Raw genomic sequence first — 17,863 nt, 5'->3', positions numbered from 1 at the left:
CAAGCAGCGTCGCCCTTAGCGGGCGTTGAGTGCTGAAAATTTCAGCATCGTCGCCACTTTACGCATAGCCTCCCTCGCCTCTCGCCCATAACCTGTCCTCTCCCTCACCACCGCCCTCGCGCTTCCCCGCCAGCACGGCGCTATCCCCCTGCCCTGCCTCACAAATTCCTCAAATCAATCATTCTTCGGTTTACATCACGTTTCATTTGCTATGTGATCCTGTTACGGGTTCTTGTACCCCTCTCCCTTCTGCAAAGCTAAACCGTAACAGAGAAAGCCTATGCGTTTTTACCAGGTCGACCCCGCGCTGGAAAACTACTGGCGCGGCGTGATCCTTTTTGGGAACAACTTCGCAACTTACAAGTTTGCGCTTGCCCATGCGCTGTATGAGGTGGAACACCGCACTCCCCTCATCACGCTGGAAGCACTGGCGCTGCCGTTCAGCCGCCATATCTGCGAGCATCTTAAGCAAGCGCCGAAGCAAACCCTCAACATGGCGAAGCCCGGCCCGTTCCTGAAGGCCTGCATCCAGTTTAATAACGGTGAGATAACGCTCGAGCAGCTTTTACAGGCCACGGTGAAGCACGGCTTTAAGGTGGTGCTGGATGCGTTTCACAACGTCGGCGGCGGCCCCCTCGACAGGCAGTTCTTCATCAACGAAACGCGGGAAAGCAAAGGCATCCGCCTGACGGATGATTTCTACCGGCTGACGGAAACGTCGCAGTTCCTTAACCTGGCGCACGAAACGGACGCCCGCTGGAGGCTGGTCGAGAGAGCCTGGGAGATGAACCTGCCGCCGCAGTTGCTGGATGTGCATTACGATGCCCAGGAAGAAGTGCTATTCACCCGGCTCAGCTCCTCACGCATTACGTTAACCAGCTGTCGCAACAGCCTGAACGGCTACCAGAAAGGCCACTGCTTTTACTGCAACGCTCCCGTCAGCCTTGAGCGCGGCCATCCGCTGCTGGCGGATGTCGACCACTTTCTGCCGCTGGCGGCGCAAACCGCGATGCCGGGCGTGAACCTCAATGGCGTATGGAACCTGGTGCTGGCCTGCCAGGAATGCAACCGCGGCGCGAACGGCAAATTCGCCCGCGTGCCGGACCTGCGTCTGCTTTACCGCCTGCACGACAGAAACGAATATTTTATTAACAGCCGCCTGCCGCTGCATGAGGCAATCATCAACCAGACGGGCAATAATGAACCCAAACGCAGAGCCTTCCTCAATGACCGATGGAACGAGGCGCTGCAATGTCGGCTACAGAAATGGGACCCGCCCGTTCAGCAGGAAGTCATACTCTGATGACGCTTCACTATTACCAGAACAACGCGCAGCGCTTTTTTGAAGAAACCGTGAATGTCGATATGTCTTCACTCTACGAGGCGTTTACCCGGCACCTGCCTGCGGGCGCCTGGGTGCTGGATGCGGGCTGCGGCTCCGGGCGCGATGCGCACGCGTTCAGCCAGCAAGGTTATAAAGTCGATGCGTTTGACGCTTCTTCGGAGCTGGCTGCACTGGCCCGCCAGCATACCGGTTTGCCAGTCAGGCAGATGACCTTTACAGAGTTAAACGAGAAAGAGAAATACGACGGCATCTGGTGCTGCGCGTCGCTGCTGCACGTCTCTCTTCATGAACTGCCTGAGGTGATGCAAAAGCTGGCGAAGGCGCTGAAGCCCGGCGGCATCTGGTATGTCTCATTTAAATATGGCGAAGGCGAGCGTGAAAAAGAGGGGCGACGTTTTACCGATATGACGCAGGCGAGCCTGCTGGCGCTGCTGAGCGCCGTGCCGGGTATCCGCGCCGAAACGCTCTGGGTAACGCAGGATAAACGGCCCGAACGCCGCGAGTTATGGCTGAACGGGCTGCTGAAGAAGCGGTAACCCTTCCCCCACTTTCACACTTCGAGCCATGCGCAGCGCCTGAACAGCCTCTGTCATGTGAATGTTCTACAATCACGGAGCTAACCACAACAAAGGAAAACCGGGATGACCATCATCAAAAGTTACGCCGCTCATGAAGCGGGCGCCGCGCTTGAGCTCTATGAGTACGATGCAGGCGAACTGAAGCCTGAGGATGTGGAAGTCGAGGTTGAGTACTGCGGCATCTGCCACTCCGACCTTTCCATGATCGATAACGAATGGGGTATGTCGACCTATCCGCTCATCGCTGGCCACGAAGTGATTGGCCGCGTCAGCGCGCTGGGCGCAAGCGCACAAAACAAAGGCCTGAAGGTGGGCCAGCGTGTCGGCATCGGCTGGACGGCGTCAAGCTGCGAGCACTGCGACGCCTGCATCAGCGGCAACCAGATAAACTGCCAACAGGGCAGCGTGCCGACCATCATCAACCGCGGCGGCTTCGCCGATAAGCTGCGCGCCAACTGGCAGTGGGTTATCCCGATGCCGGAAGGCATCGACGCCGCCTCCGCAGGCCCGCTGCTCTGCGGCGGCATCACGGTGTTCAAACCGCTGCTGATGCACAACATCACCGCCACCAGCCGCGTGGGCGTTATCGGCATCGGCGGCCTTGGCCATATCGCCATCAAGCTGCTGCACGCCATGGGCTGCGAGGTGACGGCGTTCAGCTCCAACCCGTCTAAAGAGCAGGAAGTGCGGGCGATGGGCGCCGACAACGTGGTCAACAGCCGCGACCCGGAAGCGCTGAAGGCGCTGGCCGGGCAGTTCGACCTCATCATCAACACCGTTAACGTGTCGCTGGACTGGCTGCCCTACTTCCAGGCGCTGGCCTGGCGCGGCAACTTCCACACCGTCGGCGCGGTGATGAAGCCGTTCGAAGTGTCGGCGTTCTCGCTTATTCAGGGCGACCGCAGCCTCTCCGGCTCCGCCACCGGCTCGCCGCACGAGCTGCGTTCGCTGATGAAGTTCGCCGCCCGCGCGAAGGTCGCGCCGCAGACGGAAGAGTTCCCGATGTCGCGCATCAACGAGGCGCTGCAACACGTTCGCGACGGCAAAGCCCGTTACCGCGTGGTGCTGAAAGCGGATTTTTAAGATGACAACGGCGCCGCAAGGCGCCTTTTTGTTGAGACGCCCCTCGCCCCGCAAAACCGGCCATCACGGCTATCTTAGCTGCGCCAGCTGTTGAAACAGGTCGTGCATCGGCAGCATGCCGAACAGCATCTCGTCCTGCGTTATCCAGACCGGGAAAAAGTAAAACAGCAGCAGGGTGGCCGCCAGGGTGAACAGCGTGCCGGTAACCCAGCGGTTGCGCACCCGCTTCTGCTCAAGGCTCCAGGCCGCCAGATGCTTGCCGAAGCGGCGCTTCAGCCAGCCGCGTCGCCACAGGTAGCCCAGCACCGTTCCGCATAGCGCGGCGGCCACCATCGGCAAACCGTGCAGAATGGCCACCGCTTTGAGTGAATAAAGCAGCTGGTCGGTGCTTGCTGCCTGTATCGGGAAGGTGAGGTAAATGCGCGCGCGCTCGAAATCCATCACCCCCTGCTGCTGATACACCACCAGCGCAGGCGCCAGCAGATAGATAAACAGCGCGGTGAAAAGCCCCCACTTGATAACCGACCAGCGCTGCACCGCCCCGACGATGTTCCCAAGGCTTGTAAGCGCCTCATCAAGATAAGGCGTGGCGAAGGCGCGGTTCAGCGCTTCGCGAAGCATATCGCCCTTCTTGCCCCGGCTGTTCTCCACCAGCATCGCCTGGTGCGCCTCAGATTCCATAAACGTTCTCACCGTTTTACGGCTGGCGCAGGCGACCCACGGGTTAAGCAGCTTGCCCGGCGTCGCCTGGCGCACCAGCATGTCGAGGTCGCTTTTTAAGAGCGTCTGCAGCACGTGCCCGGCATCCAGAATGTGCGGCGTTACGCCGTAGAGGATCCAGCGAATCGGCTCGTCGGCCTCCGGCAGCGGGCTTTCCAGGCGGCCAAAGGGGAGGCTTGCGTCATACATCACGGTTACGTCGCGGCGGGCGTAATCCACCTCATCCTGCGCGTGCTGGACGTTGCCATACTTCGCAAGCTCCGGCAGGCCCGCTTTGTACAGGCCTTCGCGGATGAAATTGGGCACGTCGGCCTGCGGATAAATGAGCTGGTAGTCGGGGGTGCCGACCGTCGCAATAGAGGTAATCTGTGAAACCACGCCGGTGCCGTTGCAGGGCGAGCAGCGCTCATCCCCCGAGCCGCCGCAACTGCTGCACCGCACTCTGCCGCTGCCAGTGCAGCCTGAGCAGCTCTCGTAGTAGTGCTCAATGCGGTTCTGTTTGGTGAAGTGATCGTAATAGCTGCGCTGGCGCATCACCTGACCACTGCCGCTGCAGCTGTGACAGGTGGTCTTGCCCGAGCCGCTGCAATGGCGGCAGTTTACCGAGCCTTTGCCGCGGCAGCTGTCGCAAGAGTCCGTCAGGCAAATGCGCGTTGGATGCGAGTAAACCACCTCTTCCTTGCGCCAGGCGCCGTAGGGGTTGGCAAGCAGCCTCGCGCGCGCGTCGTCCAGGGTTTTGTCCCGCGCCAGCACCGCGCTGGTCTCGGCCTGTAGCGCCCGTTCGTAATCGGGCCGCGTGCGGTAGACCTGCGTATCGGCGTGTGCGGTAATGCCTCCGGCCTGGTGTAGCGTTGAGGTTTGCGCTTTAAAGAGAAGGCGCAGGCCAATCTGGTAATGGAAGTCGATGTATTCAACAGGAGTGACGTTCAGCGCGTTGGGTTCAAGGCGGGTGGAATCCCTGACAAACGTTTGAATGGTGTTATCGCAGGCGGAGAGCCAGGCGTCTTTCATGGTAAATCCTCTGCGGGGTGGCTCCGTCAATGCAGGATGCCGCCGGGCATGGCCGCCCGCTTACGTTTAGTGGCGTAAATACAGGATGTTACCATAGCGAAGCGCTGACCCTGCGCCCCCTATTCTGGTGGGAAGCGGGGCGGCGGTTCAGGGCGGCGAAAAGAGAGGGGGCTTACCCGCCATGAGGGAGTTAAGCGTTGATGGGAAGGGGTTATCCATCGGCCCGTGTCAGGCGCTGAACAGCCTGCGCCCCTCCCCCCAACCCTCTCCCCAAAGGGGTGAGGGAGGAAACCCGGCGAGTAATGTTGCGCTTGCTCACCCTGCAAACCACGAAGACTGTTCCGTCTTTACAGCAACACCACCACGACTGTTGTAATCAACCTGTCAGCGATGACGTTTATCCGGCCTCAAAATCGCCTTCCGGGCGGACAGATGGCCGGGGCACGCCGGAGGGACAAAAACGCCGGGAGCGTTTTTGAATAACGCAAAGCGTTGGCCCCGAAGGGGCGAGGCCCATGGATGGGCCGAGTAACCGGCGTGAGGTCATGTCGGTGCAGGGACAAAAACGCCGGGAGCGTTTTTGAACAACGCAAAGCGTTGGCCCCGAAGGGGCGAGGCCCATGGATGGGCCGAGTAACTGCCGTCAGGACCGACCCGAAGCCAGATGACAGAACGGGAGGTCTGCCCCGAAGGGGTCGATTTTGCGTGCCGGGAGCCGGGATGGTTAAGGGGGCGGCGGCGAGCCCCCTTAACACGTTCGCGTGAAGGAAGGGTGCATATGAAAACAACGCTCCGGCGAACGGAACCTTTCACCGCCCGTGCATATATTCTGAGAGAGTAAGGCTCAGCGCATGAGCAGCCTGCCCCCTCATCCCGGCCCTCTCCCCAAAGGGGCGAGGGGAAAAAACCAGGCTCTTCACAAAGAAGTCAGAGGACAACCAGCCCTCCCCCGGCAAGGAAAAACGTCATCTACTGCAACTTCTTAAACACTTCCGCCACGGCCACCGCGCCCGGATCCTGCACCCCTTCCAGGCTTTCACGGTTAACGTAAGAAGAGCGGCCCGCGCCAGCTTTGTGCATCGCCGCCGTCGCTTGCGCGCCTTTCTCCGCCGCCGCTATCGCCGCGCTCAGCCCTTCGTTCGCCAGCGCTTCCAGCGCCGGTTGCAGGGCGTCGATAAGCGTGCGGTCGCCGAGATCCGCGCCGCCGTAGTGCTTCATCTGCTTAAGGCCGGTGAGCAGCGCGTCGGGCAGCGGTTTGCCGTCCGCCACGCTCTGGCCCGCGGCGGTGAAGAATATCGACATCAGCACGCCGCTGGAGCCGCCCATCACCGTCGCAAGCCGTTCGCCAATAAGTTGCAGCAGCGCGGCCGTGTCGTTCAGCGGCAGGCGGTTCTGCGCCAGCAGTTGCGCTATCTCCCGCGCCCCTTCGGCGAAGGTGGAGCCGGTGTCGCCGTCCCCCACTTTAGCGTCCAGCGCGTTCAGGCGGTTCTCAAGGCTTATCAGCGTTTCAACGGCCCGCTTCACGCTCTGGCGCACCTGCGCGTTCTCAGAAGGCGTCGCCTCGTCGCTGCCGCGAAGCGGCGTGTGCGGCTGGGTCTGCATCGGCGCGAAGGCCACCGGCGGCTGCCAGCCCACGGTCTCCACGTCGGCTTTCAGCGCCTGCTCGAAGGTCTCGTTCAGCGCGATAACCGAAAGCGAGAAGCCTTTCATGTCGAGCGCGCTCACCAGCGGCGCGGGGCCAATCAGGTAGGCTATCTGGTCTTTCAGCGCCGAATGCGCCAGCTCTTTGGTAAGCAGCGCCATCTCCAGCGCCGAAACGCCGCCGAGGTTGTTGATAAGCACCGCAAGGCGCGCTTCGGTTCCCGCTTTCTCCTGCAACCGCGCCGCCAGCTCGGCGATTATCTCGCGGCTGTTGTGGCTCTCTACCGTGCTCGCCCCCGGTTCGCCGTGAATGCCAAGCCCCAGCTCAACGTGGCCAGGCTTGATGCGCCCCTCTTCGCCGCCGCCCGGCAGGTTGCAGGTTTGCATCGCTACGCCCAGGCTCCAGACGCTGTCGCACGCCTGCTGGGCAATCTCACGCACCTCGCTTAAAGATTTCCCCTGCTCGGCGGCGTAGCCCGCAATTTTGTGCACCAGCGCCGTGCCGGCGATGCCGCGGGGCTGCTTGTTGTCCGGCAGCGCAATGTCGTCGGCGACGATGACCATCTCCACTTTCAGGCCATAGCGCTTCGCTTTCTCTGCCGCGAGGCCAAAGTTCAGGCGGTCGCCGGTGTAGTTTTTCACCACCAGCAGGCAGCCCCGGTCACCTGTTACCGCCACAATGGCGTTGAGAATGGCGTCCACGCTCGGCGAGGCAAAGAGGTCGCCGCACACGGCGGCGGTCAGCATCCCTTTGCCGACAAACCCCACGTGCGCTGGTTCATGGCCGGAGCCGCCGCCGGAAATCACCGCCACGCGGCTTTTGTGCCAGTCGCTGCGCACCACCACGCGGATGGCGGGGTCGATATCAAGACGCGTCAGGTTATGGTGGCGGGCGCTAAGGATAACGCCCTCAATGGCGTCGTTGACCAGCTGCTTGCGGTCATTGAAGAAGAATCTGGACATGGTTTCCTGCTAAAAAGTAAGCCGTAGGGAAAGCATAGACGGTGTGACAGTCCTCGCATTACGAAGCGCGCGGAATCAGAAAGAGGTATGAGAATGCAGGCGCAAAATAAGATGGCGCCTTACAGGCCGTACTCCCCGTAGCCGCGCTGTTTGCGAACCCTGCCGAGCCACCGCTCCGCGCAGTAGAGGCCGATACACAGCGCCGCCAGCAGCCCGTTATGCAGCCAGAAGCCAAACCGCCCGTCAAATATAAAAAAGCTCATGATGAAGAACCCCAGCATGGCGTAGAGCAGCATCTCCAGCAGCCATTCCGCCAGGCTAAAAATACGCAGCACCTTATCGGCGTCTTTCTCCTGTGGCGAACCGCGCCGCACCGTCCCCACCGCGAGGCTGCGCCGGGCCGCCCAGCGTCCGGTAAGCAAGAAAAGCAGCGTAAACAGCCCAAGCGTACCCGCCTCAAGCCACAGGATCTGCTGAAGGTTTTTAAGCCAGAAGCACGCACCCACTATCAGCACCAGAATGAGGGAGTCGAAGGCGAACATCAGGCGGTTAAAGAAGGCGAAAAGAAAAGCAGCTATCCGTTTCATCCGGCGTCCATGCTGAAGGGGTGAAAAATGTTAGTAAGCACTCCCCCCTCCGCAGAGGGGGAAGCCGCAAGCCGTCAGGCGCGCCGCATCAGCAGCCAGAAGCTTATCAGGAAGAAGCTCGCGCTTGGCAACAGGGCGCCCAGGATAGGCGGAATGTTATACACCAGGCTCAGCGGGCCGAAGATCTGGTCCAGCACGTAGAACAGGAAGCCGAAGCTGATGCCGGTGATAACGCGCACCCCCATCGGCACGCTGCGCAGCGGGCCAAAGATGAAGGAGAGCGCCATCAGCATCATCACCGCTACCGACAGCGGCTGGAAGATTTTGCTCCACATGTTGAGCTGATAACGGCTGGCGTCCTGACCGCTCGATTTCAGGTACTTCACGTAGTCGCGAAGCCCCGTTATCGAGAGCGCGTCCGGGTCCAGCGCCACCACGCCGAGCTTGTCCGGCGTCAGGTTGGTTTTCCAGGTGCCGGTTACCGTCTGCGAACCGGTAATCTGTTTCGGGTCGCTGAGGTTGGACTCATCCACCTGTGAAAGGCGCCAGGCCTTTTGCTGCGGGTCGAAAGTCGCCGTGGCGGCGTAGCGCACAGACTGCAAACGGCGCTGGTCGTTAAAAGCGTAAATGCTCACGCCGCCCAGCTCGTTCTCGCCCTTCACGTTCTGGATGTAGACGAAATTGTTGCCATCTTTCGCCCACAGCCCCTGCTGCGTGGAGAGCAGCGAGTTGCCGTACATCATCTGCGCGCGGTAGTTGCGCGCCATCTGCTCGCCCTGCGGCGCCACCCACTCGCCAATCGCCATGGTCAACAGCACCAGCGGAATGGCGGTTTTCATCACCGAGAGCGCCACCTGCATGCGGGTGAAGCCCGAGGCCTGCATCACCACCAGCTCGCTGCGCTGCGCCAGCATCCCCAGCCCCAGCAGCGCGCCAAGCAGCGCCGCCATCGGGAAGAAGATCTGAATGTCTTTTGGCACGCTGAGGATGGTATAGAACCCTGCGCCCATGGCGGAGTAGCTGCCCTGACCGGCCCTTTTCAGCTGGTCGACAAACTTGATGATGCCCGAGAGCGACACCAGCATGAAGAGCGTCATCATGATGGTGTTAAAGATAGTCCGGCCGATATACCGGTCGAGTACGCTAAATCCCAGCATCGATTAACCCCCGACGCGCAAAACGGGCGCGAATGCGGCGCACCGGCACGGTATCCCACAGGTTCAGGCCCACCGCCAGCGCCAGATAAAGCAGGTTCACCGCCCACATCCAGATAAGCGGGTCCAGCTTGCCCTTCGCGCCGTTAGAGCGCAGCGACGTCTGCAACAGGAAGAAGACGAGGTAGAGCAGCATCGCGGGCAGCATTGAAAGCACGCGGCCCTGGCGCGGGTTGACCACCGAAAGCGGCACCACCATCAGCGCCATGACCACCACAGCAAAGACCAGCGTCAGGCGCCAGTGCAGCTCCGCGCGGGCCGAGTTTTTATCAGACTGCAGCAGCGCGCGCATGTCCATCTGCTCGGCGTCGCTCGGGTCCAGCGCGACCGTCTGATGGCCGACAATCGCCTGGTAATCCTGGAAGTCGGTAATGCGGAAGTCGCGCAGCAGCGCGGTGCCTTCAAAACGGGTGCCCTGGTTGAGCGTTACCACCTGCGAGCCGTCTTTACGCTGGGAAAGGTGGCCGGAATCCGCCACCACCACCGACGGGCGGGCGTTGCCTTTTGGCCGCAGCTGCGCCATGAAAACGTTGTTGAAGTTGCTGCCGTCCACGCTCTCGATAAAGAGCACGGCGTTGCCGTCGGTCGCCTGCTGGAACTGCCCCTGCGCCAGCGCCGCCATGCCGGGGTTCGCTTTCGCCTCCGCCAGCACTTCATCCTGATGGCGCGAGGACCACGGGCCCGCCCACATCACATTCACCGCAGCAATAAGACTGGTGAAGAGCGCCAGGATCATGGCCGCCTTCACCAGCACGGCTTTGCTGAGGCCGCAGGCGTGCATGACGGTAATTTCACTTTCGGTATAGAGCCTGCCGAGCGTCATCAGCAGGGCGAGAAAAAGGCTTAACGGCAGGATGAGCTGCGCCATTTCAGGCACACCCAGGCCTAACAAGGAGAGGACCAGATTTGTCGGGATTTCGCCATCTACCGCCGCGCCCAGAATCCTCACTAGCTTCTGGCAAAAGAAGATCAAGAGCAGGATGAAGAGGATCGCGAACTGGCTTTTGAGCGTCTCCCGGACCAGATATCTTATGATTATCACATTAAATACGCCTGTGAATACGAGTCTTTTTGCAGGAAAATCGCTTGTTTCATGGCTTAAACGTCATTTATCCTCTTGAGTCTTCGAAAGCGTCGCTAAGATGATACTCAGCGGACCTGTGCTCAAGGGGTTGGCGACGCGCCGAACCATAACAATACTCGTTAAGATTAACACGAAGTCATCGCAACAGCGGAGCAAGCGTTACGAAAGCGTTCAATTCTATCCGCAGCCGCTGCCGTTGTCTTTAAGATTCAGGAGCGTAGTGCATGGAGTTCAGTGTAAAAAGCGGAAGCCCGGAAAAGCAGCGGAGCGCCTGCATCGTTGTGGGCGTGTTTGAACCGCGCCGCCTTTCTCCGATAGCCGAACAACTCGATAAGATCAGCGACGGCTATATCAGCGCCCTGCTCCGCCGCGGCGAACTGGAAGGGAAAGCGGGACAAACCTTGTTGCTTCATCACGTGCCCAACGTGCTGTCCGAGCGCATTTTGCTCATTGGTTGCGGCAAAGAGCGCGAACTCGACGAGCGCCAGTATAAGCAGGTCATTCAGAAAACCATTAATACGCTGAATGATACCGGTTCAATGGAAGCGGTCTGTTTTCTGACCGAACTGCACGTTAAAGGCCGCAACACCTACTGGAAAGTGCGCCAGGCGGTGGAAACGGCGAAAGAGACCCTTTACAGCTTCGACCAGCTGAAAACCAACAAAAGCGAGCCCCGTCGTCCGCTGCGTAAAATGGTCTTCAACGTGCCGACCCGCCGCGAGCTCACCAGCGGCGAGCGCGCCATTCAGCACGGTCTGGCCATCGCCGCCGGTATCAAGGCGGCGAAAGATCTCGGCAATATGCCGCCGAATATCTGCAACGCCGCCTACCTCGCCTCTCAGGCGCGCCAGTTAGCGGATGCTTACAGCAAAAATGTCGTCACTCGCGTGATTGGCGAGCAGCAGATGAAAGAGCTCGGCATGCACTCCTACCTGGCGGTAGGCGCAGGCTCGCAGAACGAATCGCTGATGTCGGTGATGGAATATAAAGGCAGCAGCGAGCCGGACGCCCGCCCTATCGTGCTGGTGGGCAAAGGGCTGACCTTCGACTCCGGCGGCATCTCCATCAAGCCCGCCGAAGGGATGGATGAGATGAAGTACGACATGTGCGGCGCGGCGGCGGTTTACGGTGTGATGCGCATGGTGGCGGAGCTGCAGCTGCCGCTGAACGTCATCGGCGTGCTGGCGGGCTGTGAGAACATGCCGGGCGGGCGCGCTTATCGTCCGGGCGATGTGCTCACCACCATGTCCGGCCAGACGGTAGAAGTGCTGAACACCGACGCCGAAGGCCGTCTGGTGCTGTGCGACGTGCTGACCTACGTAGAGCGTTTCGATCCGGAAGCGGTTATCGACGTGGCGACGCTGACCGGCGCCTGCGTGATTGCGCTGGGGCACCACATCACCGGGCTGATGTCTAACCATAACCCGCTGGCGCATGAGCTTATCGGCGCCTCTGAACAGGCGGGCGACCGCGCGTGGCGCCTGCCGCTGGCCGACGAGTTCCAGGAGCAGCTGGAGTCGAACTTCGCGGATATGGCGAACATCGGCGGGCGTCCTGGCGGGGCGATTACCGCAGGCTGCTTCCTGTCGCGCTTTGCCCGCAAGTACAACTGGGCGCATCTGGATATCGCGGGCACCGCCTGGCGTTCCGGCAAAGCCAAAGGCGCGACCGGCCGTCCGGTAGCGCTGCTGTCGCAGTTCCTGCTCAACCGCGCCGGGATGAACGGCGAAGAGTAAACCTGCGTCCCTCTCCCCCACGGGGAGAGGGAACCGGCTGGCGAGCGAGATGAGTAAAGCTTCGGCCTGCACGCTTTCCCCCTTACCCGGCAGGGAGAGAGCCTGGTTGAAGGGCAACCCCTGACTCGCCGCGCATCCGACGGGCATTTAAATCCACCACAAGAGCCCACATATCATGAAAAACGCAACGTTCTACCTGCTGGACAACGACACGCACGTCGACGGACTGAGCGCGGTGGAAGCGCTGGCCTGCGACGTGGCCGCCGAGCGCTGGCGCTCCGGCAAACGCGTTTTGATCGCCTGCGATGACGAAGCGCAGGCCGTCCGGCTTGACGAAGCGCTGTGGCAGCGCAACCCGGACAGCTTCGTGCCGCATAACCTGGCGGGCGAAGGACCGCGCGGCGGCGCGCCGGTAGAGATAGCCTGGCCGCAAAAACGCAGCAGCGCGCCGCGCGACATCTTAATCAGCCTGCGTCCGGCGTTCGCAGATTTTGCCACCGCTTTCACTGAAGTGATAGACTTCGTGCCTTACGAAGAATCCCAGAAACAACTGGCGCGCGAACGCTATAAAGCCTATCGCGTGGCTGGTTTCCACTTGACCACGGCCACCTTTACGGCGCCCGGAACGATATAGCAGAAATGGAAAAGACATATAATCCCCAAGATATCGAACAGCCGCTTTACGAGCATTGGGAAGAGCAGGGCTACTTCAAACCCAATGGCGACGAAAGCCAGGAAAGCTTCTGCATTATGATCCCGCCGCCGAACGTCACCGGCAGTTTGCATATGGGTCACGCCTTCCAGCAGACGATCATGGACACCATGATCCGCTACCAGCGCATGCAGGGGAAAAACACCCTGTGGCAGGTCGGCACCGACCACGCGGGCATCGCCACCCAGATGGTAGTAGAGCGTAAAATCGCCGCCGAAGAGGGGAAAACCCGCCATGATTACGGCCGCGACGCTTTCATCGAAAAAATCTGGCAGTGGAAAGCGGAATCCGGCGGCACCATCACCCGCCAGATGCGTCGTCTGGGCAACTCCGTGGACTGGGAGCGCGAGCGCTTCACCATGGACGAAGGTCTTTCCAACGCCGTAAAAGAAGTGTTCGTGCGTCTTTATAAAGAAGACCTGATTTACCGCGGCAAGCGTCTCGTCAACTGGGACCCGAAACTGCGCACCGCTATCTCCGACCTGGAAGTGGAAAACCGCGAGTCCAAAGGCTCCATGTGGCACATCCGCTACCCGCTGGCGGACGGCGCGAAAACCGCTGACGGTAAAGATTACCTGGTTGTCGCCACCACCCGTCCGGAAACCCTGTTGGGCGATACCGGCGTGGCCGTTAACCCGGAAGATCCTCGTTATAAAGACTTAATCGGCAAATTCGTGGTGCTGCCGCTGGTAAACCGCCGTATTCCGATCGTGGGCGATGAGCACGCCGACATGGAAAAAGGCACCGGCTGCGTCAAGATAACGCCAGCGCACGACTTCAACGACTACGAAGTAGGCCGCCGTCATAGCCTGCCGATGATCAACATCCTGACGTTCGACGGCGATATCCGCGAAAGCGCGGAAGTCTACGACACCAAAGGCAACGAATCGGACGTTTATTCCAGCGACATTCCGGCGCAGTTCCAGAAGATGGAGCGTTTTGCCGCGCGTAAAGCTATCGTCGCCGCCGTTGACGAACTCGGCCTGCTGGAAGAGATCAAACCGCACGACCTGACCGTCCCTTACGGCGACCGCGGCGGCGTGGTTATCGAACCGATGCTGACCGACCAGTGGTACGTGCGCGCCGACGTGCTGGCGAAGCCGGCTGTTGAAGCGGTAGAAAACGGCGACATTCAGTTTGTGCCGAAGCAGTACGAGAACATGTACTTCTCCTGGATGCGCGATATTCAGGACTGGTGTATCTCCCGTCAGCTGTGGTGGGGCCACCGCATTCCGGCCTGGTATGACAACGCCGGCAACGTCTACGTTGGCCGCAGCGAAGAGGAAGTGCGCCAGGAGAACAACCTGGGCGCCGACGTTGCGCTTCGCCAGGACGACGATGTGCTCGACACCTGGTTCTCCTCCGCGCTCTGGACTTTCTCCACCCTCGGCTGGCCGGAGAACACCGACGCGCTGCGCCAGTTCCACCCGACCAGCGTGATGGTCTCCGGCTTCGACATCATCTTCTTCTGGATTGCCCGCATGATCATGATGACCATGCATTTCATCAAAGATGAAAACGGCAAGCCGCAGGTGCCGTTCCACACGGTCTACATGACCGGGCTTATCCGCGACGACGAAGGGCAGAAGATGTCCAAGTCCAAGGGCAACGTTATCGACCCGCTGGATATGGTCGACGGCATTTCCCTGGAAGCGTTGCTGGAAAAACGCACCGGCAACATGATGCAGCCGCAGCTTGCCGAGAAGATCCGCAAGCGCACCGAGAAGCAGTTCCCGAACGGCATCGAGCCGCACGGCACCGACGCCCTGCGCTTCACCCTCGCCGCGCTCGCCTCTACCGGCCGCGACATCAACTGGGACATGAAGCGCCTTGAAGGCTACCGCAACTTCTGCAACAAGCTGTGGAACGCCAGCCGCTTCGTACTGATGAACACCGAAGAGCAGGATTGCGGCTTTAACGGCGGCGAGATGACCTTCTCGCTGGCGGACCGTTGGATCCTTGCGGAATTCAACCGCACCGTGAAAGCGTACCGCGACGCGCTGGATAACTTCCGCTTCGACATCGCCGCCAACATCCTGTACGAGTTCACCTGGAACCAGTTCTGCGACTGGTATCTGGAGCTGACCAAGCCGGTGATGAACGGCGGTTCCGAAGCCGAGCTGCGCGGCACCCGCAATACGCTGGTGAACGTGCTGGAAGGCCTGCTGCGTCTCGCGCACCCGATCATTCCGTTCATCACGGAAACCATCTGGCAGCGCGTGAAAGCGATAAAAGGCATCACCGCCGACACCATCATGCTGCAGCCGTTCCCGGCTTATGACCCGGCGCTTGAAGATGACGCCGCCGCCGCCGACACCGAGTGGCTGAAGCAGGCGATCGTCGCCGTGCGTAATATCCGCGCCGAGATGAACATCGCGCCGGGTAAACCGCTGGAGCTGCTGCTGCGCGGTTGCAGCGCTGACGCCGCTCGTCGCGTAAACGACAACCTGAGCTTCCTGAAAACGCTGGCGCGTCTGGAGAGCATCACTGTTCTGCCTGCCGATGAGAAAGGCCCGGTCTCCGTGACCAAAATCATCGACGGCGCGGAGCTGCTGATCCCGATGGCGGGGCTTATCGACAAAGCGGCGGAGCTGGATCGTCTGGCAAAAGAAGTGGCGAAGATCGAAGGTGAAATCAACCGCATCGAAACCAAGCTCGGCAACGAGGGCTTTGTCGCCCGTGCGCCGGAAGCGGTTATCGCCAAAGAGCGTGAAAAACTGCAGGGCTACCACGAGGCGAAAGCGAAGCTGGTAGAGCAGCAGGGCGTTATTAGCGCGCTGTAAACAAAACCATAAAGGCCGGGCGACCGGCCTTTTTTATTGCCATAGATACGCTTTTATTTTTTCAAATAAAGTCTGTCTTGTTAGTTAAATGTCACCGCAGTTATCAGTCAATCCACTCGTTAACGTAAACGCTTAATATCATTACCCGCCCTGGTAATAATCATAGATATTATCTCAAAATATCAACATCGCTTTTTTTGTGCGTTTATTTATCAAACGATACGCTTACGCTAAGCGTATCGCTAAATTTGAATGTTAGAACTGTCGTGAATAGATATTGTAGAGTAACTGGAGCAAATTTTCCCCACTGGACTTTGCTCGACTTTTTACGTTTTTGGGCCTTACCAGACAATCATCGTTTCATTACCGGAAAAAGCTTACCGATGAGCAAATCATCGTCGCGGGATCGCGTTATAACAGAGGCGTTCAGCGCAACAAACAAGACTTCCTTGATTCAATCCATGCCAAAAAAGGACGTCCGGAAAGAGAATATAGTTCTTATGGCAGACGAATCCTTGAGAAAAGAAAATCAATTGAAGAAATATTAAGGCTTGCGATATGAATTTCAAAAAAATAACGCTAACGCTTGTTTATAGCCTGTTCGCTTTTACGCTTATCGCCTTCTTATCTTATCTCAAAGAAGAAGAATATATTGATGGAGATGAAGTAAAAAATGTCTGTGACGCGGTGCGAATGTTGCAAGTTGACGATCCACGCGCTTTTACCGCATCGCTGGGTTTTTTGCTGCTGATGCCCTTGCTCATTGCTTGCCTCAGTCGAAAACATCGCCATGTTTTTCTCATCGTTGTTACGATAGCGCTGTTCTTCTGGTGGGTATGGCGCTTTTATGGGCGTCTGGCGGTTTGCCTGTAGCGCTGATAACCGGCCTTTTTTACGTCCTCAGCATCCTGCCTGAAAGATCCTCGCTTGCGCCCTGATAAACGTAGTGCTATTTACTGCGCCTATGTGTTCAAAAGTAAATAAGACGTCTATGAGTGTTGCAACGCCCCTTCAGTTAACCATCCGCCCGCTGACCGTCCGGGATAACCCCGCTATTGCCCGCGTCATTCGCCATGTTTCCGCCGAATTCGGCCTGACCGCCGATAAAGGCTATACGGTCGCCGACCCGAATCTGGATACGCTCTATGAGGTGTACAGCAAGCCTGGCCACGCCTACTGGGTGATCGAACACGAAGGTGAAGTGGTGGGCGGCGGCGGCGTGGCGCCGTTGCAGTGCAGCGAACCGGATATCTGCGAATTACAGAAGATGTATTTTTTGGCGCAGGCCCGCGGCCAGGGGCTGGCCAAAAAGCTGGCCTTGCAGGCGCTGGATTTCGCCCGCGAGCAGGGCTTTCGCCGCTGTTATCTGGAAACGACCGCCTCGCTGACCCAGGCTATCGCGCTGTATGAGCGCCTTGGCTTTGAGCATATCGACGGGCCGCTCGGCTGCACCGGCCACGTGGACTGCGAAGTGCGGATGCTGAAAAACCTCTGACCTCACCCTTCCCTGTTCGTTTTGAACAGCGCCAGCAATGTCGCCACCTGCTCATCAGGCGGCGACATCGCTTCTTTGACGATAAGATGCAGCGGCGTGGCGCGCCTGGCGCCATGGGCCAGCGGCAGCCTTTTTAACGTTCCTGCCGCCAGTTGCGCTGCAATACGCGCCTCGGGCAACCAGCCGTAACCTACCTGATACATTACCGCCTCTATCGCCGCATCGGCGGTGGAAAAGGTCCACTGCTCCGGGGTACGCGACTCGCGCGCCGCCTGCTCGCTTTCGCGCCCGGCGATACGAATTTGCGGATAACGCGACAGCGCGTCGTCCACCTTCGCAGAGGCGAGCTGATGCAGCGGATGGTCGCGGTGAGCTACCGCGACAAAATCAACGTTCATCAGCCATTCGCCGCGCCCCACGCGCTCTTCACGGCGCGTCAGCACCAGCACGTCCGCCTCCTGGCTTGCGGCGACCGCCTGCGGGTCGCTCTCCAGCACTTCGGTGAGGCGAACCTGCGTTGCCGGATAACGCTGCTGAAACTCGCGCAGTATGGCGAACAGCCGCTCGCGCGGAAACACCGTATCCACCACCAGGTCGAGGCTGCCGCGCACGCCGTTATGCAACCCGGCGGCCCGCGTCTCCAGCGCGTGAAAGGCCGCCAGCAGCGGTTTCGCCTGGTCCAGCAGCAGCCGGCCTGCGGGCGTCAGCGCCGCCTTTCGCCCCTCAATTGTTAACAGCGTAACGCCGAGGCGCGCCTGCAACTGCGCCAGGTTATAGCTGACTGAGGACTGGCTGCGGTACATCGCCTCCGCCGTACGAGCGAAGCTGCCAAGCTCCACTACGCTTTCAAGGAGACTCCACTGTTCGAGGGTGGTCTTGTGCATAAATGTTCTATTTTTTGAATGTATTTA

General features: G+C 59.6%; 14 protein-coding genes and 1 pseudogene. 9 read left to right on the top strand and 6 right to left on the bottom strand.

From position 1 onward, the window contains the following. Positions 1-280: 280 nt before the first annotated feature. From IEX01_RS12555 to ahr, 3 genes are all read left to right on the top strand, one after another. Positions 281-1,303, top strand: a complete 1,023-nt coding sequence (locus IEX01_RS12555; protein ID WP_188723964.1) for an HNH endonuclease family protein — start codon at positions 281-283, stop codon at positions 1,301-1,303. Further along, positions 1,303-1,881: a class I SAM-dependent methyltransferase gene (locus IEX01_RS12550; protein WP_188723963.1), complete on the top strand. Its 579-nt coding sequence runs from the start codon at positions 1,303-1,305 to the stop codon at positions 1,879-1,881. The genes IEX01_RS12555 and IEX01_RS12550 overlap by 1 nt, the downstream gene beginning before the upstream one ends. A 105-nt stretch (positions 1,882-1,986) precedes the next feature. Beyond that, positions 1,987-3,006 (top strand): NADPH-dependent aldehyde reductase Ahr, encoded by a 1,020-nt coding sequence (gene ahr / locus IEX01_RS12545; RefSeq protein WP_024556556.1) that lies wholly within the window; start codon positions 1,987-1,989, stop codon positions 3,004-3,006. Between the two features lie 69 nt (positions 3,007-3,075). Here ahr and IEX01_RS12540 read toward each other — a convergent pair whose 3' ends face one another. The 5 genes from IEX01_RS12540 to lptF all read right to left on the bottom strand — a co-directional run bounded on the left by IEX01_RS12540 (position 3,076) and on the right by lptF (position 10,184). Further along, positions 3,076-4,737: a DnaJ-like cysteine-rich domain-containing protein gene (locus IEX01_RS12540; RefSeq protein WP_188723962.1), complete on the bottom strand. Its 1,662-nt coding sequence runs from the start codon at positions 4,735-4,737 to the stop codon at positions 3,076-3,078. Positions 4,738-5,706: 969 nt separating this feature from the next. Next, positions 5,707-7,341: a dihydroxyacetone kinase subunit DhaK gene (locus IEX01_RS12535; RefSeq protein WP_188723961.1), complete on the bottom strand. Its 1,635-nt coding sequence runs from the start codon at positions 7,339-7,341 to the stop codon at positions 5,707-5,709. 119 nt (positions 7,342-7,460) lie between these two features. Further along, positions 7,461-7,928: a hypothetical protein gene (locus tag IEX01_RS12530; RefSeq protein WP_188723960.1), complete on the bottom strand. Its 468-nt coding sequence runs from the start codon at positions 7,926-7,928 to the stop codon at positions 7,461-7,463. A gap of 74 nt (positions 7,929-8,002) precedes the next feature. Next, positions 8,003-9,085, bottom strand: coding sequence for an LPS export ABC transporter permease LptG (gene lptG / locus IEX01_RS12525; protein WP_188723959.1), 1,083 nt, complete (start codon positions 9,083-9,085; stop codon positions 8,003-8,005). Continuing rightward, positions 9,072-10,184, bottom strand: coding sequence for an LPS export ABC transporter permease LptF (gene lptF / locus IEX01_RS12520; protein WP_024556561.1), 1,113 nt, complete (start codon positions 10,182-10,184; stop codon positions 9,072-9,074). Before lptF ends, lptG begins: the two co-directional genes overlap by 14 nt. 266 nt (positions 10,185-10,450) lie before the next feature. On the opposite strand from lptF, the gene pepA reads away from it, so the two are divergent. From pepA to IEX01_RS12495, 6 genes and pseudogenes are all read left to right on the top strand, one after another. After that, the gene (pepA, locus tag IEX01_RS12515) at positions 10,451-11,962 is read left to right on the top strand and encodes a leucyl aminopeptidase (protein ID WP_024556562.1); all 1,512 of its coding nucleotides are present in this window, start codon (positions 10,451-10,453) and stop codon (positions 11,960-11,962) included. A gap of 175 nt (positions 11,963-12,137) precedes the next feature. After that, a complete protein-coding gene (gene holC / locus IEX01_RS12510) occupies positions 12,138-12,596 on the top strand; it encodes a DNA polymerase III subunit chi (RefSeq protein ID WP_024556563.1) in 459 nt (152 codons plus the stop codon). A 5-nt stretch (positions 12,597-12,601) separates the two neighbouring features. Continuing rightward, on the top strand, positions 12,602-15,457 hold the full coding sequence (locus IEX01_RS12505) for a valine--tRNA ligase (RefSeq protein ID WP_024556564.1): 2,856 nt from the start codon (positions 12,602-12,604) through the stop codon (positions 15,455-15,457). 376 nt (positions 15,458-15,833) lie between these two features. Beyond that, positions 15,834-16,019 (top strand): annotated as a pseudogene (locus tag IEX01_RS21580) (hypothetical protein); the annotation flags it as partial. Continuing rightward, on the top strand, positions 16,016-16,330 hold the full coding sequence (locus IEX01_RS12500) for a DUF2645 family protein (protein ID WP_024556565.1): 315 nt from the start codon (positions 16,016-16,018) through the stop codon (positions 16,328-16,330). The pseudogene IEX01_RS21580 and the gene IEX01_RS12500, both read left to right, overlap by 4 nt. Before the next feature lie 118 nt (positions 16,331-16,448). Then, positions 16,449-16,952: a GNAT family N-acetyltransferase gene (locus tag IEX01_RS12495; protein WP_024556566.1), complete on the top strand. Its 504-nt coding sequence runs from the start codon at positions 16,449-16,451 to the stop codon at positions 16,950-16,952. 2 nt (positions 16,953-16,954) lie between these two features. On the opposite strand, the gene IEX01_RS12490 is transcribed toward IEX01_RS12495, so the two are convergent. Next, complete coding sequence (locus IEX01_RS12490; protein WP_188723958.1) at positions 16,955-17,836, bottom strand: LysR family transcriptional regulator; 882 nt, start codon at positions 17,834-17,836, stop codon at positions 16,955-16,957. Positions 17,837-17,863: the final 27 nt, after the last annotated feature.

Origin of the sequence: Franconibacter daqui, from assembly GCF_014644275.1 — a bacterium.
Taxonomy (GTDB): Bacteria; Pseudomonadota; Gammaproteobacteria; order Enterobacterales; family Enterobacteriaceae; genus Franconibacter; species Franconibacter pulveris.
Note: the sequence above shows the minus strand (reverse complement) of the source record. Positions and strands in the feature narration are given on the sequence as shown.